This is a genomic window from Tunturiibacter gelidiferens (assembly GCF_014201335.1).
GTDB lineage: Bacteria > Acidobacteriota > Terriglobia > Terriglobales > Acidobacteriaceae > Edaphobacter > Edaphobacter lichenicola_E.
Genome location: NZ_JACHEB010000008.1, coordinates 255,352 through 276,964, shown reverse-complemented (window position 1 = coordinate 276,964; position 21,613 = coordinate 255,352). Strand labels below are relative to the sequence as shown.

The window sequence follows — 21,613 nt, the reverse complement described above, 5'->3', positions numbered from 1 at the left end:
GACTCGATAGAGCCTGTCTTTTCTATTTAAACCCAACATCTTTAGGGAAGGGCTGCCGCTAAAGCGATTAACTACCGAGGCGCCTTCAAAATTACCGCCAGATTCACAGGAACTGCAGTGGGCTGGTCATCCAGGGTGCCAGGAGTGAAGCGATACTGGCTAACTGCGTTCAGAACATTGCGGTCCATTACGGGGTTCACCGACTGGACGATCTTCAGATCGGTCGGCTTGCCGCTTGGGTCGACCGTCATCGAAACGACAGCGGTTCTTTCAAACGAGGTCGCTGGAGAAAAGTCAGAGTCTGATTCAACTCCGACGGTATAGATCAACTTAGGAGCGTTGACTCCGGTCGAGACGCGGATAGAAGACGTTGTGCCAGCGGTATCTGAACCGGTCAACGTTGGGGCAACCAGCTCAGAGCGCAGGGTGTTGGAGGCAGTGGTCTGGGTTTTTGCAGGCGAATTTGCCTGAGCGTGAAGCAACATGGGGGACAGGGCGAGGGTGGCCACAATGACTCGACGCATAATATCAATTCCTGGGGCAAGTGTGCCCAACACCACAATAAACCAGATAAAATATGATTGTCAATAAAAATGTAGAATAAAGCATAAGCCATGTATTTCTAATGATTTATTTGGAGAAGAGGCCGCCCGAGAGAATTTTTCTTGACGTCTTCATTATCGTAGACTCGCTTTTTCTTCGCTTAAAAGTTTGGACAGTTAACGAAGATTGCTCACCGCACAACCAGGAAAAACCCACAACCTTTGTTGAGACACAGACATGCAAATTTCGCCGAAAAAACGCATGTCAACCCCCGCCGACGATAAAACCCGCGTCCGGTAAGGCTTTTGTGTTGCGTATCAGTTACGCGCCGTTCTGTAGAATCGAATCAGGCGGAAGAACTCGGCATTGATGGATAAGCATAACTTCAATGGAATGAAGACTTTGCCTATAAGCCATTTATTGTGAAGACTTTAGAGAAGGGCTAAGTAGTAAGTGGCTGATAAAGCCATACTTGCGTGATATCACCCCCGGGGGGTGTACCTCTGATTCTCAGTCAGTTTCCGCTATGCTCCCCAAAGGTATCCGCGACGCTGCTAACATCCAATTCAATGAAAGTTCTGGTCATAGACATAGGGGGCACCAACATCAAGGTTGCCTCGACCGACATGCGCGTCCCCGTCAAGATTCCCTCCGGTCCCACCATGACCGCGGAAGAGATGACCAAGGACGTGCTCGCCGCCACCGCTGGCTGGACCTACGACTGTATCTCCATCGGCTACCCGGGTCCGGTCGTCCACCATCGTCCCATCGCCGAGCCCCATAACCTGGGCGTAGGCTGGATCGATTTTCCTTACGAAAAGGCCTTCGGTAAGCCGCTCCGCTTCATCAACGATGCCGCCATGCAAGCTCTCGGTGGTTATAAGGGCGGCCGCATGCTCTTCCTCGGCACCGGCACCGGCCTGGGCTCAGCGATGATCTTCGATGGCGTCGTCATCCCGCTCGAACTCGCTCATCTGCCCTACAAAAAAGGCCTCACCTATGAACAATACATCGGCGTCGCTGGCCTCGAACGCCGGGGTGTCAGGCGTTGGAGAAAGTCCGTCCTGGACATCATCAATCGCCTTAAGGCCGGCATGGTCTGCGATACCGTGCTCCTCGGCGGCGGTAACGCCAAGCGGATGAAGGACCTGCCGAACCACGTGATTCTCGGCGCAAACAGCAACGCCATCGACGGCGGCATCAAGCTCTGGCAGGACGTCGATCCCGAGCTCGCAAATCACGTCCCCGCCAAGCAAAGTTCGACCAAGCAAACACCAAAGACCTGACCAGATTGGGAGCGACGCACGACGTTTACGCCAGTGAGTATGCAGCCTTGACGAGGCCGCATACTCACTGGCCACATAATCTCGTGCGAACATCAATCGCGGCTTCTATCTGAGTCTGAAACAATCCTCACAGGAGAAACACCATGGCGAACAGATACGGTGAAGCCGCCCTCATCGCGGCCCGCATGGAGACTTACGGCAAGGCCATCACTCCTGCAGTACGCTGGGAGCAGGCGACCGCCAAACTCTATCCCACGAGCCCCGCGGCCCAGCGAAAGGGAGGGCCCCGCTTCGCCTTCCTTAGCCTCTGCGAAGCTGGTCTGGTCAAGGGCATCCCTGCCGGCCAGTACGCCCCCTCCAACAAAGCCAAGGCCTATACCCTTCGCGCCGTGTCGCTTCTCAGCGCCGGGACCCACAAGACGGTCAACGCTCTCTGGGCCGAGGTCACCGACGGCGAAGACATCGCACACAACAGCCAGATGGATGTTGTAATAGCCCTCTGGAAGAACGACCTGATCGTCCGCAGCGCCTGAACCCTCCCATCCGGTTACACCAAACAAAATCTCGGAGTCTCGCAGAATCAACCTCTTGCATCGGCTGCAAGTAGGAGTATTCTTCTCCCATCAATCGAGATGTCTCCGGCCGCCCCGGAAACCAACATGGAGGATAAGCTATGCTGCATCTGATTTGGACGGCTCTCATCGGTCTGATCGTCGGCGCGCTCGCCAAGTTCATAATTCCAGGCAAAGAGCCCGGCGGCATCTTCATCACCATGTTGATCGGTATAGCCGGGTCCTTCCTTGGAACCTTCCTCGGACGCGCGATCGGTCACTACGAGCCTGACCAATCGGCTGGTTTTCTAATGTCTCTGGTAGGAGCCCTCATCCTGTTAGGCATCTATCATCTGATCAGGCGCAGCCGGGCGACTACCTAGCGATCACAGCCAAGATCTCGAACATTTAGCAATAGCGATTACCGAACCAACCCAGACACCGGCTCCGACTCTGGAGAAGAAGGGCTGTTTGCGTAACGACGAACTACCTCACAGAACTCTGCCTGCGGCACTGGCTTCGCAATAAAATTCCCCTGCGCTTCGTCGCACTTCCTGCGCAACAGAAACCGCATCTGTTCGTCAGTCTCGACGCCTTCTGCCACGACCTTGATGTTGAGTCCGTGAGACATTGCGATGATAGTTCGAACTACCGCCGCAGCGTTTGCATCGGTTCCTGCCTTCTTCACGAAGCTCTGATCGATCTTCAATCGATCGACCTGATATTCCAGCAGATACGAGAAGCTGCAGAAGCCAGTGCCGAAGTCGTCAATCGAGATACGGACTCCCAACTCCCGCATTCTCTGCAGCTTGTCCAGAACATGCTCGGAGTTCACCATCAACATATTTTCTGTGATCTCGATCTGCAGTTTGTCAGGGGACAAGCCGCTCTTCGAGAGCGAATGTTCAACCACATGAACTAGATTCTTCTGTTGAAACTGTCGTGGTGACAGATTGATTGAAACCGTCAGATCCATATCAAGCTCATCTCGCAAGGCTTTACCCTCGCAGCACGCTGTCATGAAGGCCCATTCCCCGATGGGAACGATCAGTCCGGTTTCTTCTGCCAACGGAATAAATTGCGACGGCGAGATGCTCCCCAGTCTGGAATGAGTCCAGCGCAGTAAAGCTTCCATGCCGGTCACTCTTCCAGTCGTCAACGAGATCTGGGGCTGGTAGTGCATGCTGAGCTCTTTGTTTCCCAAAGCGTGGCGCAACGCGTGCTCCATCGTGAGACGTTCCGCCGTCTCTTTCAGCATGCTCTCGCTGAAGATCTGGAACTGGTTTCTCCCATTGTCTTTCGCCGCATACATCGCTGAATCTGCTCGCTTGAGCAGGTGCTTGGCGTCGCTTGCGAAGTCCGGGTAAATGCAAACACCGACACTTGCCGTTACGTGCACCAAGTGCCCTTCGATTGAGATCTCTGGCGCCAACCTGGCTACCAGATTGGCCGCACACTGCTCAACGTCGTCCACGTTGGTGATGTCCGGCATCACCACCACAAACTCGTCTCCACCTACCCGTGCCACCACATCCGTGCTGCGTACCGAGCGGCTCAATCTCTGCGCGGCCTCGATCAAGATCTGGTCTCCCGCAGTATGTCCCAAGGAGTCGTTGATGCGTTTGAAGTGATCCAAATCGATCAGAAAGACCGCAACCTTTGTTCCGTAGCGTCGTGCCAGCTCTACCGTCTGGACCGTCTTGTCCTGCAGCAGCGCTCGCCCTGTCAACCCTGTCAATTGGTCATGCGTGGCCAGGTGTGTGACATACTCCATCATTTGACGGCGATCAGTAATATCGAACGCGATGCTCACAAAGCCGCTCACGTGACCAGTTGGGGTGTTCACTGCTCTCACGGCAAGATTGATTGGAGTTCTCGTCCCATCACGTCTAATCAGCGTCCACTCTTGCTCCTCCGTCTCTCCCGCGGCTGCGCCCGCCGTCAGAACTTCGAACCCGTGTTCTTCTAATGTCGCGGCGGAGTCTATAGCGACGGCCCTGCCCAAAAGCTCTCGCTCATCGTGGAGGATCGTTAGCGAGGCCTTTCCGGCTAGTTCCTCACAGCGATAGCCTGTCAGCTTTTCCGCCTCGCTGTTCATTGCTGTAATCATTCCCCGCGTATCGGTTGTGACGATGCTGAAGGGAGCGTTCTGAAAAACGGAGTCAGTGAACTCCGCAAGGTGCTCGTATCGCTCTTGGGTCTCCTTGGCTTCGCTAATATCACTAACGGTAATGGCAAGCCCATCACCGAGCTTGACGACCTGGATTTGCAACCAGGACGCCTTGATATTCGCATTGCTTACCGGGAACTCGTCATTCAAAGACTCGCCCGTCTCGACAACCCTGCAAAACCGGCCAAACATCGAACCCGAAGCCTTCATTGGGGTCACCGTGCAGAGCGTCTTTCCGAGGAGTTCGGATCGTGATTGTCCCACCAGTCGTTCGACGTTGGCGTTGACGTACAACACGCGGAAGTCCGAAATCCTGCCCGCTTCATCTCGCACAGATTCAAAGAGCCCAAAGGCATCAAGGCTGGTCTCAGCCGCTGCCAAAAACTGCGAATGCGCCTGTTCAATCCCTCTCATCTTCCCCACGCGGCTATATTCGCGCCACAGGGCCCACACTGCAATCGCAGTGCCCGATATCATGATGATAATGGTGCTCAACTTCCCAACCGCAGCTCCATGATCGACTCGCCAGAGTTGCGTCACCGTCAGCGTAACCGCCACCGCTGAGAGAATTGTCTTCCAAACCCAGGATCGCTGGGAGTCGAGCGCAGAAGCCTTCAAGAAATACCTCGAAATACAAGCCAGAATAGTGCCAGCATCGTGTTTTCCTACCGTCTGCCAGCGTAAACAAACGAAGCCACTCTTTCGCAATAAAATATGTAGTGTCCGGATATCTCCTGGAACGCTTGTTTCGACTCCTTATTCCGCGGCATTCTGCAGCGACGCCAAGTGCAGTCTATTTGTTCCTTGCAGCCCAGGATCAATTATTTCGAGTCCATCTTGCTTGGAAGATCTCCACGGCATATTACTCCTGCGACATCCAGCCATGCATTTCCATCCAGTTTGCGACCAGGGTGGGATAGATGGCTATTTCGGACATTCCCTTGATCCCTTGCGCCATTCCGGTTCCGTGTTGCCCAAGCTCGAAGATGTGCAGCTCCACGGGCACGTCTGCCTGTTTGAGTGCGTCGTAGAACGCCGTTGCATTCATCGGATTTACCGTCTGGTCGGCTGTAGTCGAGAAGATGAAGCACGGAGAGGTGTTTTTCGTCACTCGCTTCACCACCGAGATGGAGTCCAGCATCGCCTTCGTAGGATGGTCACCCAACAGCCCTTCCATATTCGTTTTCCTGGGTATCGAGTCGTCCATCGTGTATCGCCCGTAGGACACAATGGCGAAGTCGGGTCGGTCGCTAACTCTATCGATTGGATCCTCAGCGCCCGAAGTACCGTTGTCATTCACGGTCGCCAGATAGCTCGCCAAATGACCACCTGCCGAGAAACCCCACAGCCCAATCTTGTCTCTTGCTACTCCCAGTTCTGCCGCGTGGCTGCGAACATAGCGCATCGCCCGTGCCCCATCCAACATTGGGGAAGGAAAGTGGTATCTTGGGCCGAGTCGATACTCCAACACAAAAGCAGTCACGCCGTGCGCATTCAGCCAGCGCGCCTCCTCGCCCCCTTCCTTTTCGATCGCCAGGTGGAAGTAACCGCCCCCTGGGATCACGATGACGGCGGAATGTACGCCGGACCCCGGCGCCGGATACACATAGATTTTAGGGATATCTCCCTCCCCGTCACCTAAAGCACCGGGTGCTCCGTTTGGCCATAGCGCCACAGCCTTTGCGAAGCCTTTGGGAGGCTTCGTTGCGGTTGCCGGTTCTACGGCCACGGAGTGCGCTGACGTAGCAGCCGTAGCCGAGGTCGAGGCGCACCCTACTCCAAGGCATCCACAGAAACAACCAAGTGATAGCCAAAGAAGTTGTTTCATCGTCCCGTTAAGATACATGCTTCTCATGCGTGGTGGCAGTCCTAAACTTCAAGCCGTTGAATCCGCAGTGGACATCTCGTTTCGAGTTATTACGGCGGCTGCAGACTCCACTCGGTTGCGTCCCAAATACTTCGCGCGATACAACGCGTGATCGGAGGCTGTGAGCAAAGATATCGCCGCGGAGTTCCGGTTTGGTACTCCTGCCGCCACTCCTACGCTGATTGTTTGGATTCCAAGTTGATTTCCCGAGTGAGGCACCTTCATTCCAGCAACCGCGTGCCGGACGTCTTCGGCGACCTGCACCGCGGTCTCCATCGTCGTGTTTGGAAGGATGACGGCGAACTCTTCGCCTCCAAACCTCGCGGCAATTTCAGCTCTACCCTGTAGTGCGCTCGCAATCACTTTCGCGATGCAGCGCAGACACTCATCTCCACCGACGTGTCCGTAGAGGTCGTTATAGGCTTTGAAAAGATCCACGTCGATCAGCAGTAGCGCCAACGATTGCTCGTTGCGTGTCGCCCGATTCCACGCCTCCTCCAACCTTTCATCGAAAGCTCGGCGGTTCGCTAATCCCGTCAATGCATCCGCGTTAGCCAACTCGCGATATCGCAGTTCGCTCTTCTGCAGCGATATTTCGAGTGCTTTTCGTTCCTCGAGCAGGGCCGCAACCGGGAAGAAGGTGAAAAGTGCTACCGCGAGGAAGATCTGTTCAATCACGATCTTGTGGAGCAGATTTGTCCCGGTAATCAGCATCAATGGACCGTGTCCGGTAACTGTGAACCAGATCGAGATCAACGCGATCACAAATACGGCGAGGACAGTGCCAGGAAAGCCCAATCTGAACGTTACGAGCAACAGTGCGGGAAAGATAAAGAAGATTAGCGGGTCCTTGCTGTGGCTGAACACCAGTGCTGTCGCGGCTGCCGGCACCATCAGTAATAATAGTGTCCTGGGTAGTTGCTGACTTTGCAGCATTGTGAAAAAGCCTGGCCGCTGCAGAATGAAGACCAATGGCGCAATAATGGCCATACCCAGTACATCCCCGAGATACCAAGTGCGAAACAGCATCCACCAGGGTCCCGCGTTCACAAAGAGTAGAGTCCACGAAGCTCCCAGTGCACTGGTCAGCGCTGTCGCCCCCACCACCGCGATTCCAAGAAAACCCAGCAACGGAAGGCGTTTGGTTAGCTGCAGAGGACTGCCGAACCACCGCGTCAACAGTAGAGACGAAGTGATCACTTCCACGGAGTTGGCGACCGCGACGCCGATTGACAGCCGCAGCGGGTCACCATAAATCACATCGGCCAAGGTATCGGCCAGGAAGCCCACAATAAAATAAGGAACCCAGGTGCTTTTCGGCCGCGCCACCACTAGCGCAAACAAAAGTCCATTGGTGAACCAGATCGTCGCAACTCCGTCCGATTGTCGCGAAAGCACGATTCCCAGCCAGGAAAACAGCAGCAGAACGATGAATGTCGCAGTCAGGTGTCCCCATTGAAGAGGCTTGGACTCTGTTTGAGCATTATGAATCTCAGCGGCAGCACAATTATTCAGCTCCACATCGAGCGACGCTTCGCCAACGCTTTTGACTATGTCCATCGCACTCTCGTTCTGCATCTCCCAACAATCTCAGCATACTGCAAGGGGGTTGTCTGACAGGTTCATGCACGGAGGACCCCATACTATCCTTCGCCCTGCTTCTTCAGAAATCGCGACTGTTGATCCTAAAGGTTCGCCGGTGATTTGTAATGGCAGCAGAAGTCGATGACACATAATGACCTCACGAGTGCAGAACCTACCTTCTGGCAGCACCTCACTAGAATCCGAAAACCGGAAACAGAAGATCAGGTTGAAACGATGACTCGATAGTAGCAAGCCGGAGATTTCTCGTCAGCAGAAACGTCTAGGCAAACCACCGTCGGATTGAAACCCGAACAATCCGGAACCGTCTAAACTCACATGATCACCTGCCAATTGCTCCGGCCCGTTCTAGTGGTCGTTGTCCTATTCATGGCTAGCCTCTGCGTTCCAGGCCACAGCCAACAGCAAAAAACAGCTCCGCCAGATGGATCGCCCTCCACCACGGTGCCGACGATCGCCGTCGACGCCCGCCTGGTCAATCTCCCGGTCGTCGTCCGCGATAAGAAAGGAGCACTCATCCAGAATCTTACGAAGGACGACTTTACCCTTCAGGTGGACGGCAAACCTCAGACCATCCGCTACTTCGATAAGGATACGAACCTCCCGCTTACCTTGGGTCTGATGGTGGACACGAGCCAATCGCAGCGAAGTGTCCTCGACGAAGAGCGTACGGCCAGCAGTACCTTCCTCGATCAGATGCTGACCAATCCGAAGGATCAGGCCTTCGTTATCCAATTTGCGCGTCAAACCGAGTTGTTGCAGGATTTGACCACCTCACGTCCGCTCCTCCAGAAGGCGCTCAAAGAAATCGACAGCCCCGGTGCATCCTCAGCCGACGACGATACCGACACCCGGAGTCGTGCTCGCGGAGGGACCGTTCTTTATGACGCTCTTTTTCTTGCCTCAGACGAGCTAATGAGCAAGCAGACCGGCCGTAAAGCGCTTGTCATTCTTTCCGATGGCGTCGATCGAAACAGTAAGGAGAATCTCGTCCGCTCCATCGAAGCTGCCCAGCGAGCCGATACCATCATCTATGCCATTTACTTCAAAGGCGAGGAGTTCCATCCACAGAACAACAATTCACAGCGCGGACATGGCGGTTATCCTGGGGGTGGTTTTCCTGGAGGCGGATATCCTGGCGGCGGCTACCCAGGTGGCCGCGGGGGATATCCAGGGGGAGGAAATGGTGGGGGTAATGGAGGCAATTATCCGAGCCAGAGTCACGTTGATGGTAAGAAGATCCTAGAACGCATGGCACAGGAGACCGGCGGACGCCTATTTGAGATAAAGAAAAATCAGGATGTCGCCCAGATTTACAATCAGATAGCTGAAGAGCTTCGAGCTCAATACCGCCTCGGCTACACCCCTACTCAGGATGCGGCGTCCAACGGCTACCATCAGGTTGCAGTGGATTTACGTCAGAAAGGTCTGGTTATTCAGACCCGTCACGGGTACTACGGCGGAAAGTGACCCATCTTGGTCTTTCTAACCCGTAGTTTTGCGTCACGCTGCAATCTTCGTGCATCATCGTGAATAGCGCTGCGACGCTTCATCGCACAGCCATATGCCACTTTCCACGAAACTCGAACAGGTTGTCTCATGAATACGAAACTCAACAATATCCTTCTTACGATTGCAACAGTACTGTTGTCGCTCACCGTCACCTCTCTTGCTCCAGCTACTGCACAATCCGTCTTCATGGTTAACAGGAACCTCTATCCAGAGACCGCGAACGCCAGCGCCGATATTGCGGCCGCAATGGTCACCGCTCGCCGCGAACACAAGCGCATTATCCTCGACTTCGGCGCAAACTGGTGCGGTGACTGCCAGGTTCTCGACTACTACTATCGGCAGAGCCCCAATACAGAGCTCCTCGCGAAACACTTCCTTGTTGTGCATATCGATACCGGGCATGTCGACCACAACGTGGACGTGGCAAAGAAGTATCATGTTCCCATCGCCCATGGCATTCCTTCTCTCGCTGTCATCGACGCCCACGGCAACCTCCTCTACGCCGAACACGAGAAGGAGTTCGAACACACCAGTGTTGAGGCTGTCACTGCCTTCCTTAATCGGTGGAAGGCGTAGCCTGCATCCTTCATCCTCCGGCCTGCTTCCATGAGAAAACTCCTAGGTTTTCCCGGGATCCTACATGGAACTTTGCTCCGTGCGATAAGGCACGATAGTCTCAACCTCGCCCAGTCCACCGCCTACTCCGCGATCGTCACGCTCTTCCCGGCGCTGATTGTCGCCGCCGCGATGATCAGTATGGTTCCTGATACCGCCCCGCTGCGTTACCAGTTCTCCATCTTTTTCGATCGCATCCTCCCGCCAGACGTCAGCCCACTGCTTCAGAGCTACTTCGTCTCTTCGCCGGAAACCGCCCGTTCGACTCACGCTCTCAGCGTCGCGTTCCTGGTCAGCCTCACAGGAGCCTCAAGTGTTCTCGCCACAATTATGGAGGGGCTCCGCCGCGCCAATGACCTTCCTGTCAATTGTTGGACTTTTTGGCAGCGCCGCCTTCGTGCTCTCGTGTTGGTTCCACTCTCGCTAATACCTTTTGCGCTGGCCAGCGTTCTCGTGGTCTTTGGTCACTTCATGACGACCTGGCTCGCTGTGCACATTACTCCTTCTGCCCGCACTCCGGTCTATATCTTCGCGCTTCTCATCCGTTGGAGCGTCGCACTCACAGGCAGCATCGGCATCACAGCCTTGATCTATCACATGGGAACGCCCATGCAGCAGTCCTGGAAGCGCACCCTCCCCGGCGCTTTCTTCTCAACCGCGATGTGGTTCCTCGCGACGGTCATCTTTGGCTGGTACGTCACGCGCTTCGCCAACTACTCCCAGGTCTATGGATCACTCGGCGCCGGCATTGCGCTGCTCTTCTGGCTTTACATCATCTCGCTCTGCGTTCTTTGCGGGGCCGAGTTCAATGCCGAGTTCCACTCTCGCTTTTTCCACCCTCATTCCCAGCCCCCCACTCCAAATACCCTTGCACCCGGTTAGAATTGCGAGGGAAGTCAAACCTACTGGTCATACCATTCGAACGTTGGGATGGTGAGAAAGTTTCCGCAAGCAGCCCATGAAGAAATCTTTGAACTCAATGCCCGACGTTGTCCCCTTTGTAGCTATGGAACGAGGTCGCCGCGCCAAAATTGTGGCCACGCTTGGTCCAGCTTCAAACACCCCTGAGGTCTTCCGCGAGCTCGTTCGCGCCGGTCTCGACGTCGCTCGCCTCAATTTTTCCCATGGCAGCCACGATCAAAAGGCCGAACTCATCCGCATGGTCCGCACTATCTCTAAAGAGGAGCGCAAGCCCATCTGCATCCTAGCCGACCTGCAGGGTCCCAAGATCCGCACGGGGAAGCTTAAGGGACACAAGCCCGTCCAACTGGTCGCGGGCAAGCGCCTGACCATCACCCCGCGCGAGATCGAAGGCAATGCTGCACTCGTTGGCACCACCTTTAAGACGCTCGCTGAAAACCTCGAGCGGGGTTCGCGCATCCTGCTATCCGACGGTCTTATTGAACTCCACGTCGAATCTGTCAAGGGCGTTGATGTTATTTGCGAGATCGTCAACGGCGGCATGCTCGGCGAAAATAAGGGAATTAACCTTCCTGGCATCGCGGTCAACGTTCCGTCCCTCACGGAAAAGGACGAAGAGGACCTCGTCTTTGCCATCGCTCAGGGGGTAGATACGGTTGCTGTCTCTTTCGTTCGGACGGCCGATGACGTCCGCCATGTAAAGAATCGTCTGGCCGCTCTTAAGTCCGACGCGTGGGTAGTCGCCAAGCTTGAAAAACCACAGGCGATCGAACACCTGGATAGCATCCTCGAAGTTACAGACGCCATCATGGTCGCCCGCGGCGACTTAGGTGTCGAGGTTCCGCCAGAAAAGGTTCCAGCTCTCCAGAAGCACATCATTCGCCGTGCCGCCGAATTCCGCAAGCCTGTCATCACAGCGACGCAGATGCTCGAGTCGATGATCGACAACCCGCGCCCCACTCGTGCCGAGGCGTCAGACGTTGCCAACGCCATCTACGACGGCACCGACTCCGTTATGCTCTCTGCCGAGAGCGCTGCTGGCAAATACCCCGTAGAAGCCGTTGCCATGATGGCAAAGATTATCACCGAGACCGAGCACCAGATCCGCCTCGATCCTCGTCCTGCGCTTGGCCATCACCCCAGCGTCCGCCTCTCCATCGCGGAGACTATTTGCGAATGTATGTCGCACGCGGCAGACGACCTCGACGTGGCCGCTATCGCTATCTTTACCGAAAGCGGTATGACTGCTCGGCTTCTCTCCAAGTATCACCCCGAACCTCCCATCTTCGCGCTCTCGCCCTTTGAGAAGGTCATCAATCGCTGCATGCTCCTGTGGGGCACTTATCCCATCCTGTGCGCTCGCTTTCGCGATACAGACAAGCTCGTAAACATGGCTGAACAGATCCTCGAAACACAAGGACATGTTCACCAACGGCAGATCGTCGGCATTGTTGCCGGGACTCGAACCAAATCTGGTGCGACGAACTTCATGCGCCTCCATATGGTCGGCGACCGCGATACTGAAACCCGCAAACCCAGCACGGTACTGAAGAAAAAAAGCAAATGATGGAATAGAACGCCACCAGGCTCGACTCTATTCGACGAAAAAAAGCCGCTTCGATATTCCGAAGCGGCTTTTTTATCTAGCCAGAGATCCGGCAAATCAGCCAAAGCGCAACTTGAGGCGTATGGCGCCAGCGATACCAAAGATGCCCGTACCAAACAGCGCAAGGCTGCTGGGCTCAGGAACTGGAGAATTCTTAGCGATGCCGATAGTGGCGACCTCGGGAAGAGATAGTCCTTTCGGAGCTCCTATCACCGCATATTCAGAGCCCCAGGAATCGTTCAGATTTATAACGTCCCCGTCGGCGAGAGCAAAAGATACCCCGGCGGCGTCAAAAAACTTAGAGGCGACGCCAGGAAAGATCAACTTGTTGTCGTTGCCGTTGAAGTTGTTCAATCCGATAAGTGACGAAATGTTCGAAGATCCCGCCCAATCTCGGACAGCACCTGTGACGCCAGTTACGTCATAAACGTCTGTAGCGCCTTGCTCTGTCGCCGTGAATGTACCTGAGCCGGAGAAGAGGATACCCGAGAAACTGAAATCGAACGTGTCGGCGTGAGCGACGGAAGAAATGGCGAGAGTAACCAAGGCAAGAACGCAAAGTCCCAATGTTCTGTGTTTCATGAGGCTCCTAAGAATTGCAGGACGAGTACTTGCAGCGATTCCTTGCATTCTGGTGGCCAATTAGGAGACGAAGGAAATGCCTTCATAATGGGTTTTCTAATGAAGATGGGCGAACGAGGGACATGAGATGCGCAAAAGAATGCATGGCAAAGTGGTATTCGTTTATCCATTTGGATGCTGACTGAGAATCTATTTCCCACAAAGAACAAAAGTAGTGGTCGACCTGCAGGTCGCTTCTGGCCTCTTGGCAATTCAGCAATTTCTTCGGATCCTCGTACAATCGATCTCATGGGCCGCATCCGTATCCTCTCTGACCTCGTGGCGAATCAGATAGCCGCCGGTGAAGTCGTCGAACGCCCGGCATCCGTGGTTAAGGAACTCCTCGAAAACTCGCTGGACGCTCAAGCAACCCGCATCCGCATTGAGGTCGAGGGCGGTGGCCGAAAGCTCATTCGAATAGTCGACAATGGTCACGGCATGGTGCGCGATGACGCCCTCCTCGCCTTTGAGCGCCACGCCACCTCAAAGCTCCGCAATGCAGATGACCTCCTCTCGATCGGGACTCTTGGTTTTCGTGGTGAAGCCCTGCCTTCGATTGCCAGTGTCTCCCGCGTGCAACTGGAAACTCGCGTCGCGGAAGAGGTCTCGGGTACCCTGGTGGAGATTGCCGGGGGAAATATCCTTCGCGTCGAAGATGCTGGCCTTCCAGTCGGCACCACCATCACTCTTCGCGATCTCTTCTTCAATACTCCCGCTCGTCGCAAATTCCTCAAGTCTGAACAGACTGAGCTATCGCACATCGCTGCGCTTGTCACGCATTATGCCCTCGTCCATCCCTCAAAACACTTTGAGCTTCACTCTTCCACGCAGGCTCTCCTTGTCGCGCCTGCTGTTGGCAACAGCGCAGACCGACTCTTCCAGATCTTCGGCAGAGAGACCAGCAACTATATGCTCCCCACGACGGCCGAACTCGATTTCACTCGCATCGGTCTGCCCGAGCCCCCTCCCTGGCAGCGCGAAGAGGACTACGTTGCACCCGACCCTGGTTTTCTTCGTCTTACTGGCTTCGTCTCCAAACCCGAGTTGCAGAAGCTCAACCGGAACTCCATCTACGTCTTTGTCAATCAGCGCCTGATCCGCGACAAACTCATCCTTCACGCACTCTCGGAGGCTTACCGCAACATTCTCCCTCCTACTTCCTATCCCGTGGTTCTCCTCTATCTTGAGATGCCGCCGCAAGAAGTTGACGTCAACGTTCATCCGGCAAAGACGGAAGTGCGCTTCCGCCAGCCAAGTTTCGTCCATGATTTCGTCCGAGACAGCATTCGTACCACGCTGACTCAGGCGCGTCCGGCTGCCAGCTTCGTTAACGCACTTCAGAATGGCCCGCATGGTGTGTCAAGCTCGCTCCTGCTGGACGTCAGCCCGCTTCCGGGGCCTCCAGATGGCGTGGACGCCATCCCTCAGCCGGTCTTTGGAGCAACCTTCCGGCCCACGACATTTGAAGACGGTCACGCTGAGCCTTTGGGTGTCCAGGGGGAAAGAGCCAGCTATTTCTCAAATGGTTCTGAAACCGCCCAATGGGATATTCCACATTCCGCTGAGCCGGTAAAGTCCCCGACCTTCGAACTTGCCGCTCCGATCGTCCCACCCTCTCCGGGTCGCTTTGCCTTTTCCGGACACAGTATTCCTGTCGGTTACGATTCCGCGGACGCTGAATCAAATTACGAATCAGCGGCGCCACAGCAAGCCGATACACTCACCGCCCTCTCGACCCTCAAGCCCCTGGGCCAGTTTCGAGACTCCTTTATCCTTGCCACCAACGAAGAGGGCCTGTGGATCATCGACCAGCATGTGGCCCACGAGCGCATTTTGTTCGAAAAAGTCTTACACGAACGCGATACCGAACAGATCCAACGTCAACGCCTCCTCATGCCGCTCCTCGTCGACTTGCTGCCAGCGCAGATGATCACCTTTGCCGAAATTGCCGAAGAGTTGGAACGCAATGGTTTTGAAGCTGAACCCTTTGGTCCCCGCACTCTCGCGGTCAAAGCCGCTCCAGTCGGTCTCCAAGGTCGCGAACTCGAACACCTGCTCGAAGAGATTCTGGCCATCCCTGACCGGAATCGGCAGACCGAAAACTCAGAAGCCCGGCGTCGCCGCATTGCTGCTTCGATTGCCTGCCATGCCGCCATTAAGATCAATCAGCCGCTTGAACTCTCGAAGATCGAATGGCTGCTCGATGCCCTGGGAAAAACCGAACACCCCACAGCTTGTCCCCATGGCAGACCTATCGCGTTGCGTTATTCCCACAAGGACATACAAAAGGCATTTCAACGCATTTGAGCCAATTGCAACTTTGTGAATATTCGTGGAATATCCGGCCCATCGGCAACCTGCTTTCTGTGTTTGTGCAACCAAACTAAGATCAAACACCGCATTCTAGTGGAGGATCCTTTGCGTAAATCTGCCGATCACTCCCGTGTACGACTCCGAGCGGGATATGCTCTCTGTCTGGCATCCACACTTTTTGTTGTCTTCACGGGTTGCAAATCAAGCTCCAGCGGTAGTGAAGGTCAGAGCGTAGAACTCAACGGGGCGGGAAGCACGTTCGTCTACCCGGTAATGTCCCGATGGACATCCTCGTTCTCCAACGCGCATTCCAATGTTCGCATCAACTATCAGTCAATAGGTTCTGGGGGCGGCGTTCAGCAGGTTAAGAACGGCACAGTCGATTTCGGCGCTTCGGATGCCGCGCTCAACGACGATCAACTCAACGGCATGAAGCCGATGATTCAAATTCCCGAGTCGGCTGGCCCCGTCTGCATCACCTACTCGCTACCCGATCTCGACAAGCCTATGCAACTCTCGTCAGATGCCATTGCCGGCATCTTTCTCGGTAAGATCACTTCCTGGCACGATCCACTTCTGGTCAAAGACAATCCCGGCGTGAATCTCCCTAATACGAAGATCCTTGTGTCTCATCGCACGGACGGCAGCGGCACGACCAACGCCTTTACTACCTATCTCGCTGCCGTCAGCCCGGAGTGGCAGCAGAAGGTTGGTGTTGGTAACTCAGTCGACTGGCCTGTCGGCATCGGCGGCAAGGGTAGCGAGGGCGTCACAGCGCAGGTTCGTCAAACTCCTGGTGCCATCGGGTACGTTGAGCTCACTTTCGCCCAGCAAAACAAGCTCCCTGTAGCCGCAGTAAAGAATCTTTCCGGCAAATATGTTCTGCCCGACACCGCCAGCACCACGGCTGCCATTGCCGCGTTCTCCGATCAACTATCAAAAGACCCGCGGACGTCGATCGTCAACGCTCCGGCTTCAGCTCCAGACGCTTATCCCATCTCCACTCTCACGTTTCTTATCATCCCGAAGGATGGTCCCGACGTGGCCAAGCGTACCGCTCTTAGAAACTTCGTCCAATACGTCATCACGGATGGTCAGGCTTCTGCAGCGACGCTCAACTACGCGCCGCTTCCCGAGGGGGTCAAGAGCTACGATCGGCAACAGCTCCAGCAGATGACCGCGGGCGGCCAGCCTCTTCCTTAGCGATCGCACTCTGGCCGTCTCTCCGCGTGAAAGACGAAGGTGCTGAAGCGGCGGCTTTGCCGTCGTCTGCAGGTAGAAACCGCAGATCCTATTGCCTCTTAGACGGCAGACCTATCGCTTTGCGGTATCCTTATAAAGACATACAAAGCATTTCAGCGCATCTCGCCGCTCATCGCTTGAATCCGAAAATTTGTGTCATCCTTTAGCCCAGGCTAGGGATATGTTGTCGTACGAGCACCGCTCGGCGCAACAGGAAGGCAACACCTTGAGCAACCTAAGCACCCCCACGGCTGACCAGCTCGCCGCCGCTCGCCTCATGCATTGGCATCACAACGCCGATCCCATTCTCACAATCAACATGCTGCGCGATTGGCTCAACACTTCAGGGTTGGTTTTCTTTACCCCTCGCGCAGCGCAGCTTCCCGCCCCGGCACCGTCGTTCGTGGAAGCCATCCTAGGAGCTCCGAACGCTGCTCCGACCCTGGCAGATATTGACCAGTCCCGAAGCCTCCTATCGCGGCTTATCCTCGATGGTGGCGCGATTCCTCTAAGTCTCCTGGGTTCGCCTACCGGTACGGGTAGTGAAGTCCCGGACTTCATTGTGTCCCCGCTCGCTTTTCCCTACATCTTCACCCTCCGCGGCGACAAGGCCTGGAAGCAGCAGCCGACAACAAGCGGAGCCAGCAAGGTCTCCCCGCTTGCCCTGAACACATACAATCTCCTCACCGAGCGGGCCAAAGACCATGCCACCGGTATGAGCTCCTATGACCTCATGACGCAGCTCGGTAAGGAGGTCACTGAGACAGCGGTACTCCGCTCACTGACCGAACTCTGGCAGCACCTCCGAGTTATTCCGGTTCCGCAAGCTGACGGTGCCCCCACCCTGTGGGAGCTCACCACTACCCGTTTCACCAAGCAGATCAAAGCGGGAGCCAACGCCGGACAACCTACGGCACTCTCAGCCCTCATCTCGCTGTACCTCGGACAGGCTATCGTAGCGTCTGAAGAAGACATAGAAACCTTCCTCTCCCCGGTCGCAGCTCGTTCGCGTATCCGCGATGTCATCCATGCCCTTATCTCTGCCCGCCAGCTCGAAACCATCGCCGTAGACGGCCGCACGGTCCTTCATGTTACTGGCGAGCTTCCTGCATTCCTCGCCGTTGCGGTCCGTGCCGATACCGATACTGACCCTCTCGTCGCTGTCGAAGGCGGAAGCAACGAAACGGGCGAGACGTCTGGTCGTATCACCAAATTCGTCCCTAAACCTCGTAAAGTTGGCACGGGATTTGTAAGCAAACCGAGTCGCGACTCTGGAGCCGCAACGCCAGGCGAACGCCGTCCCTTTACCCGCGAATCCAATCGAGCTGATCGACCGAGCTTCACCAAGCCCTGGGAAGAAGAGAAGGCCGATCGAGTAGCAGCGAAGTCGTCCTCGCAGTCAGAAGATGGAGACGATAGCGCAACTCTGAGAACATCGTCTCGGGCCGCCGAACGCAAGTCCAGTTTTGACAGAGCAGGAAAACGGCCTTCTTTTGGCTCCAAACCGGCGTTCGGATCGAAGCCAACCTTCGGCGACAAACCCCGCTTCGCAGGTAACCGGCCATCTTTCGGCAAGGACAGACCCTCCTTTGGTCAGGATCGCCCGACGTTCCGCCGCAGCGAAAGCACCGCTGACAGCCGTTCGCCGCGGCGCGAATTCACCCCGCGACCCGACGCCGATGCCCCGGTGGGCAGCAACGACCGTCCTCGTAAAACGTTCTCCAAGCCAAGCACCTCAGGCCGCGATCGTGAAGGTTTCGTTGGCAAACCCAGCTTTGGCCGCGACGACAGCGAGAGGCGCCCGTCTCGTCGCGAGTTCACTCCCAGGCCGGAGGGCAACTCTGCGGACAGCCGCCCTGCACGCCGTACCTTTGGAGACAGATCAGCCAAAGCTGGCTTCAGTGGTCCGCGTAAGGCGGGAAATTTCTCCGCCCGCCCACAGCGCAGTCCCGACGGCGGCGACCGCACCAACGGCTTCGCGCCACGCAAATCCTTTGTCCGTCGGGATGAAGCGGCAGGACCTTCTCGCTTTGGCGGTAAGCCCCTCGATCGTAAGAGTAGCGGGGAGCGCAGCGAAGGCGCAGCAGGTCGGCCCGGCGGCCCCCCTTACCGTAAGTTCGACGCTCCACGGACTCCTCGTCCCTCTGCCGACCGGCCAGCGCGTCGCGAAAACTCCGGCGACTACTCTCCGAGGCCAAGTGGCGGCTATGCAGGTAAATCCAGCGGAGGATTGGGTGCAAAAAAGCCCTACGGTAAATCCAACGTAGGTTATGCTGGAAAATCGGCAGATGGCGGTTTCGCTGGCAAGAAAGCCTACGGAAAATCTGCGGCTGGCACCGGCAAACCTGCTAGCACTTTCGACAAATTCAAGGGGAATAAAAAGCCCTTCGGCAATCGACCTCCCGCACGCAAGTTCAAACGTGAAGGGGAATAGGCCGGATGACCCAGCCGCACGAAGACTCTGCCTATACATCACAGCCTGAAACAAAAAAACGCGAGCGCCCCATTATCGCCATCGACGGGCCTGCGGGAGCCGGCAAGAGCACCCTTGCTGCTCACCTGGCCCGTCGCTTCGGTTTCCTTAATCTCGAGACCGGAGCCATGTATCGCGCTCTTGCCCTAAAGGCGATCGAGAATGACTACGACTTTGATGAAGAAGCTCCCCTGATGGCTCTCGCCGCCCAAACCCGCATTACCCTCGAGCCTCAACTAGACGGTAATCGGGTCCTGCTCGACGGCATGGACGTCTCCCGCCGCATCCGCGAGACAGACGTTACTTCCGCCGCTTCCAAGATATCCGTCCATCCGCACCTTCGCGCTTGGATGGTCCAGCAGCAGCGCACTCTGGGCGAAGGCGGCGGAGTCGTTATGGAGGGCCGCGACATCGGCACCGCCGTTTTCCCGGACGCAGAGGTCAAGATATTCCTCGACGCTGCTCCCGAGGTTCGCGGTAGCCGCCGATACCGCCAAGCCGCTCCGCGCTCGCGTGCTTTCGAACCCACCCAGGAGCAAAACTCGGCGCGCCAATCACCAGATCCAATGACGGCAGAACAGCGACGACTGGCGGAAGAAGCCATTCTCCGTGAGCTGAAAGATCGCGACTATCGCGATCGCAACCGGGCCGAGTCCCCCCTCAGGCCTGCCGCCGACGCAGTTATCCTCGACTCTACCGCGATGACTCTCGACGAGGTTCTCCTCCAGGCCGAAGAGATTGTCCGCTCGCACCTAAAGCATCAGCTTGCGTGATACCTAACATCCTCGGAGTACGTTTGTCGAATCCAACTGGGCTTGAAATCCTCGTTTCTAAGCGGTAATTCACATTTGTTGCACCATAAATAGTGCGACTCTAACTATTTAGGAGATTAAGTAAAAAAAAAATGCCAAGTGTGCTAACCTTCACACATCGTTTGAAACAGATTGGATTTCTGCAAAGCTCGTACTGTACGAACCCCGATTTGGATCTAGCGGCAAATTCAATAGCAATAAGGAAATAGCGAACATGGAACAAGGAACAGTTAAGTGGTTTAACGATGCCAAGGGGTTTGGCTTTATCAGCCGTCAGAACGGCGAGGATGTATTCGTACACTACTCGGCGATCAATTCGAACGGTTTCAAGAGCCTTCAAGAGGGCCAGGCTGTACAGTTCAACGTGGTAAAGGGACCCAAGGGTTGGCAGGCGTCTGACGTTCAGCCTCTCTAGTCTTTAGCACTACGACTACAGCAATAATCAAGTTTTGCGGAAGGGATGGCGGTTGCTATCCCTTTGCGCGTTTCTGAAGCCTCCGCTCGACCGACCTTGACGAGGATGTCATTTTGTTGGCGGAGTGGATGGGACTGTGCTTTCTACCGGTACAATGGTCGAAGTCGCTTTGAACTTTCGATAGTCCGACTCCACCCCCTGCACGCTCCCATGCAAATTGAAGAACAGAAGTGTTCTGGCGTCCCCTTGCCCCTCGACCATCGCTGGCAACCAGACTTCGTTGTTCACCTTGCGCTGCTCCATGGAGAAACTGGTCCCCTTCTGAATGTTCACCACCAGACCGCCGCCGATTTTGAAGCTATTTAAAAAATGGCCTTGGGCCTTTACCAGCGTGCGGTCCTGTTCGTCGACCCACGCCGTGCCCGCCATGTCCCGAATGACCTCCTCGAACCGGGTCTTGGTTTTTGCATTCGGATCGCCTGCAAAGTCCACGGCGATAGTGTCTCTCCCATTCCATTCGACGCGTCGTGCATTTGTAAAGCGGCCTAACTCCAGTAGTCGCGAGACGGTAACTTCCTCTTCGCCATGTGGCCCGGTCTCTTTTCCCTTCTCGTCCGCTTTCCTGCGTTTCTCCTTTACCTTCACTATCTCTTTGTCTATCCGCTCGCTTTCCTTTTTTTGATCCTCAGCGCTCAGCTCTTTTCCGCTCTTCTTCATCAAACGATGCACGGGAACTCCTTCTATCCAGAAGACGTCATATTCTTCAGTCTCAGTCTTCTTGACGCCTCCGTGCCCGTCGAGTTCCTTTAGCGTCCACATCGATCGGTATAGATAGTCCTTCTCGATTGTTTCCGCTGCTCTCTGGTTCGCCTCCACCGCATGCATCAGCACATCGATATTCGGTAGTGGACGGTTGTCGGTCTTCTCTGCGTCGGTCATCATCACGTCGGTAGGAGTTACACTCTTTACAGGCGTCTGAATCGATTCGTGCGCAGTAGAGGTAGCTTGTGCGGCGTGGGTAAGACCGAACGTCGTCGAGGAGCTCATTCGACTCAAAGCGAAGG

The 21,613-nt window shown here is 55.5% G+C and carries 18 protein-coding genes; 12 read left to right on the top strand and 6 right to left on the bottom strand.

What is annotated here, in order from left to right; genetic code table 11:
- Window positions 1–71 precede the first annotated feature (71 nt).
- On the bottom strand, window positions 72–524 hold the full coding sequence (locus HDF14_RS17365; RefSeq protein WP_183979077.1) for a TonB family protein: 453 nt from the start codon (window positions 522–524) through the stop codon (window positions 72–74).
- Window positions 525–1,112: 588 nt separating this feature from the next.
- Between HDF14_RS17365 and HDF14_RS17360 the strand changes: the two genes are divergently transcribed.
- The 3 genes from HDF14_RS17360 to HDF14_RS17350 all read left to right on the top strand — a co-directional run bounded on the left by HDF14_RS17360 (window position 1,113) and on the right by HDF14_RS17350 (window position 2,763).
- Window positions 1,113–1,829, top strand: coding sequence for an ROK family protein (locus HDF14_RS17360; RefSeq protein WP_183979075.1), 717 nt, complete (start codon window positions 1,113–1,115; stop codon window positions 1,827–1,829).
- 143 nt (window positions 1,830–1,972) lie between these two features.
- The gene (locus tag HDF14_RS17355; protein WP_183979073.1) at window positions 1,973–2,362 is read left to right on the top strand and encodes a DUF6979 family protein; all 390 of its coding nucleotides are present in this window, start codon (window positions 1,973–1,975) and stop codon (window positions 2,360–2,362) included.
- A gap of 140 nt (window positions 2,363–2,502) precedes the next feature.
- On the top strand, window positions 2,503–2,763 hold the full coding sequence (locus tag HDF14_RS17350; RefSeq protein ID WP_183979071.1) for a GlsB/YeaQ/YmgE family stress response membrane protein: 261 nt from the start codon (window positions 2,503–2,505) through the stop codon (window positions 2,761–2,763).
- 38 nt (window positions 2,764–2,801) lie between these two features.
- Here the strand turns inward: HDF14_RS17350 and HDF14_RS17345 are convergent, their stop codons facing one another.
- From HDF14_RS17345 to HDF14_RS17335, 3 genes are all read right to left on the bottom strand, one after another.
- Window positions 2,802–5,168, bottom strand: a complete 2,367-nt coding sequence (locus tag HDF14_RS17345; protein ID WP_183979069.1) for an EAL domain-containing protein — start codon at window positions 5,166–5,168, stop codon at window positions 2,802–2,804.
- A 244-nt stretch (window positions 5,169–5,412) separates the two neighbouring features.
- Window positions 5,413–6,279 carry an alpha/beta hydrolase gene (locus tag HDF14_RS17340; RefSeq protein WP_183979067.1) on the bottom strand — a complete coding sequence of 289 codons (867 nt, stop codon included), beginning with the start codon at window positions 6,277–6,279 and terminating at the stop codon, window positions 5,413–5,415.
- Between the two features lie 147 nt (window positions 6,280–6,426).
- Window positions 6,427–7,977 carry a sensor domain-containing diguanylate cyclase gene (locus tag HDF14_RS17335; protein WP_183979065.1) on the bottom strand — a complete coding sequence of 517 codons (1,551 nt, stop codon included), beginning with the start codon at window positions 7,975–7,977 and terminating at the stop codon, window positions 6,427–6,429.
- Window positions 7,978–8,388: 411 nt separating this feature from the next.
- On the opposite strand from HDF14_RS17335, the gene HDF14_RS17330 reads away from it, so the two are divergent.
- The 4 genes from HDF14_RS17330 (at window position 8,389) to pyk (ending at window position 12,634) form a co-directional block, all read left to right on the top strand.
- Window positions 8,389–9,489: a VWA domain-containing protein gene (locus HDF14_RS17330; protein WP_183979055.1), complete on the top strand. Its 1,101-nt coding sequence runs from the start codon at window positions 8,389–8,391 to the stop codon at window positions 9,487–9,489.
- A 129-nt stretch (window positions 9,490–9,618) separates the two neighbouring features.
- The gene (locus HDF14_RS17325; protein ID WP_183979053.1) at window positions 9,619–10,107 is read left to right on the top strand and encodes a thioredoxin family protein; all 489 of its coding nucleotides are present in this window, start codon (window positions 9,619–9,621) and stop codon (window positions 10,105–10,107) included.
- A 72-nt stretch (window positions 10,108–10,179) separates the two neighbouring features.
- A complete protein-coding gene (locus HDF14_RS17320; RefSeq protein WP_260698349.1) occupies window positions 10,180–11,028 on the top strand; it encodes a YihY/virulence factor BrkB family protein in 849 nt (282 codons plus the stop codon).
- A 124-nt stretch (window positions 11,029–11,152) separates the two neighbouring features.
- Entirely contained in the window at window positions 11,153–12,634 is a 1,482-nt protein-coding gene (gene pyk, locus HDF14_RS17315; RefSeq protein WP_183979173.1) for a pyruvate kinase, read from the top strand.
- A gap of 96 nt (window positions 12,635–12,730) precedes the next feature.
- Here pyk and HDF14_RS17310 read toward each other — a convergent pair whose 3' ends face one another.
- On the bottom strand, window positions 12,731–13,255 hold the full coding sequence (locus tag HDF14_RS17310; protein WP_183979048.1) for a PEP-CTERM sorting domain-containing protein: 525 nt from the start codon (window positions 13,253–13,255) through the stop codon (window positions 12,731–12,733).
- Window positions 13,256–13,543: 288 nt separating this feature from the next.
- Between HDF14_RS17310 and mutL the strand changes: the two genes are divergently transcribed.
- The 5 genes from mutL to HDF14_RS17285 all read left to right on the top strand — a co-directional run bounded on the left by mutL (window position 13,544) and on the right by HDF14_RS17285 (window position 20,549).
- Window positions 13,544–15,601 carry a DNA mismatch repair endonuclease MutL gene (gene mutL, locus HDF14_RS17305; RefSeq protein ID WP_183979046.1) on the top strand — a complete coding sequence of 686 codons (2,058 nt, stop codon included), beginning with the start codon at window positions 13,544–13,546 and terminating at the stop codon, window positions 15,599–15,601.
- A gap of 111 nt (window positions 15,602–15,712) precedes the next feature.
- Window positions 15,713–16,810 (top strand): phosphate ABC transporter substrate-binding protein PstS, encoded by a 1,098-nt coding sequence (pstS, locus tag HDF14_RS17300; RefSeq protein ID WP_260698348.1) that lies wholly within the window; start codon window positions 15,713–15,715, stop codon window positions 16,808–16,810.
- Between the two features lie 265 nt (window positions 16,811–17,075).
- Window positions 17,076–19,283, top strand: coding sequence for a hypothetical protein (locus HDF14_RS17295; protein ID WP_183979045.1), 2,208 nt, complete (start codon window positions 17,076–17,078; stop codon window positions 19,281–19,283).
- 5 nt (window positions 19,284–19,288) lie between these two features.
- Window positions 19,289–20,095, top strand: a complete 807-nt coding sequence (gene cmk / locus HDF14_RS17290) for a (d)CMP kinase (RefSeq protein ID WP_183979043.1) — start codon at window positions 19,289–19,291, stop codon at window positions 20,093–20,095.
- A gap of 253 nt (window positions 20,096–20,348) precedes the next feature.
- Window positions 20,349–20,549 carry a cold-shock protein gene (locus HDF14_RS17285; RefSeq protein WP_013581125.1) on the top strand — a complete coding sequence of 67 codons (201 nt, stop codon included), beginning with the start codon at window positions 20,349–20,351 and terminating at the stop codon, window positions 20,547–20,549.
- A gap of 108 nt (window positions 20,550–20,657) precedes the next feature.
- Here the strand turns inward: HDF14_RS17285 and HDF14_RS17280 are convergent, their stop codons facing one another.
- Window positions 20,658–21,596: a hypothetical protein gene (locus HDF14_RS17280; protein WP_183979041.1), complete on the bottom strand. Its 939-nt coding sequence runs from the start codon at window positions 21,594–21,596 to the stop codon at window positions 20,658–20,660.
- Window positions 21,597–21,613: the final 17 nt, after the last annotated feature.

What these genes read in the sequence shown, in the direction of transcription:
- HDF14_RS17365 (WP_183979077.1), bottom strand. Translation starts at nt 524, where the DNA reads ATGCGTCGAGTCATTGTGGCCACCCTCGCCCTGTCCCCCATGTTGCTT.
- HDF14_RS17360 (WP_183979075.1), top strand. Translation starts at nt 1,113, where the DNA reads ATGAAAGTTCTGGTCATAGACATAGGGGGCACCAACATCAAGGTTGCC.
- HDF14_RS17355 (WP_183979073.1), top strand. Translation starts at nt 1,973, where the DNA reads ATGGCGAACAGATACGGTGAAGCCGCCCTCATCGCGGCCCGCATGGAG.
- HDF14_RS17350 (WP_183979071.1), top strand. Translation starts at nt 2,503, where the DNA reads ATGCTGCATCTGATTTGGACGGCTCTCATCGGTCTGATCGTCGGCGCG.
- HDF14_RS17335 (WP_183979065.1), bottom strand. Translation starts at nt 7,977, where the DNA reads ATGGACATAGTCAAAAGCGTTGGCGAAGCGTCGCTCGATGTGGAGCTG.
- HDF14_RS17330 (WP_183979055.1), top strand. Translation starts at nt 8,389, where the DNA reads ATGGCTAGCCTCTGCGTTCCAGGCCACAGCCAACAGCAAAAAACAGCT.
- HDF14_RS17325 (WP_183979053.1), top strand. Translation starts at nt 9,619, where the DNA reads ATGAATACGAAACTCAACAATATCCTTCTTACGATTGCAACAGTACTG.
- pyk (WP_183979173.1), top strand. Translation starts at nt 11,153, where the DNA reads ATGGAACGAGGTCGCCGCGCCAAAATTGTGGCCACGCTTGGTCCAGCT.
- HDF14_RS17310 (WP_183979048.1), bottom strand. Translation starts at nt 13,255, where the DNA reads ATGAAACACAGAACATTGGGACTTTGCGTTCTTGCCTTGGTTACTCTC.
- mutL (WP_183979046.1), top strand. Translation starts at nt 13,544, where the DNA reads ATGGGCCGCATCCGTATCCTCTCTGACCTCGTGGCGAATCAGATAGCC.
- cmk (WP_183979043.1), top strand. Translation starts at nt 19,289, where the DNA reads ATGACCCAGCCGCACGAAGACTCTGCCTATACATCACAGCCTGAAACA.
- HDF14_RS17285 (WP_013581125.1), top strand. Translation starts at nt 20,349, where the DNA reads ATGGAACAAGGAACAGTTAAGTGGTTTAACGATGCCAAGGGGTTTGGC.
- HDF14_RS17280 (WP_183979041.1), bottom strand. Translation starts at nt 21,596, where the DNA reads ATGAGCTCCTCGACGACGTTCGGTCTTACCCACGCCGCACAAGCTACC.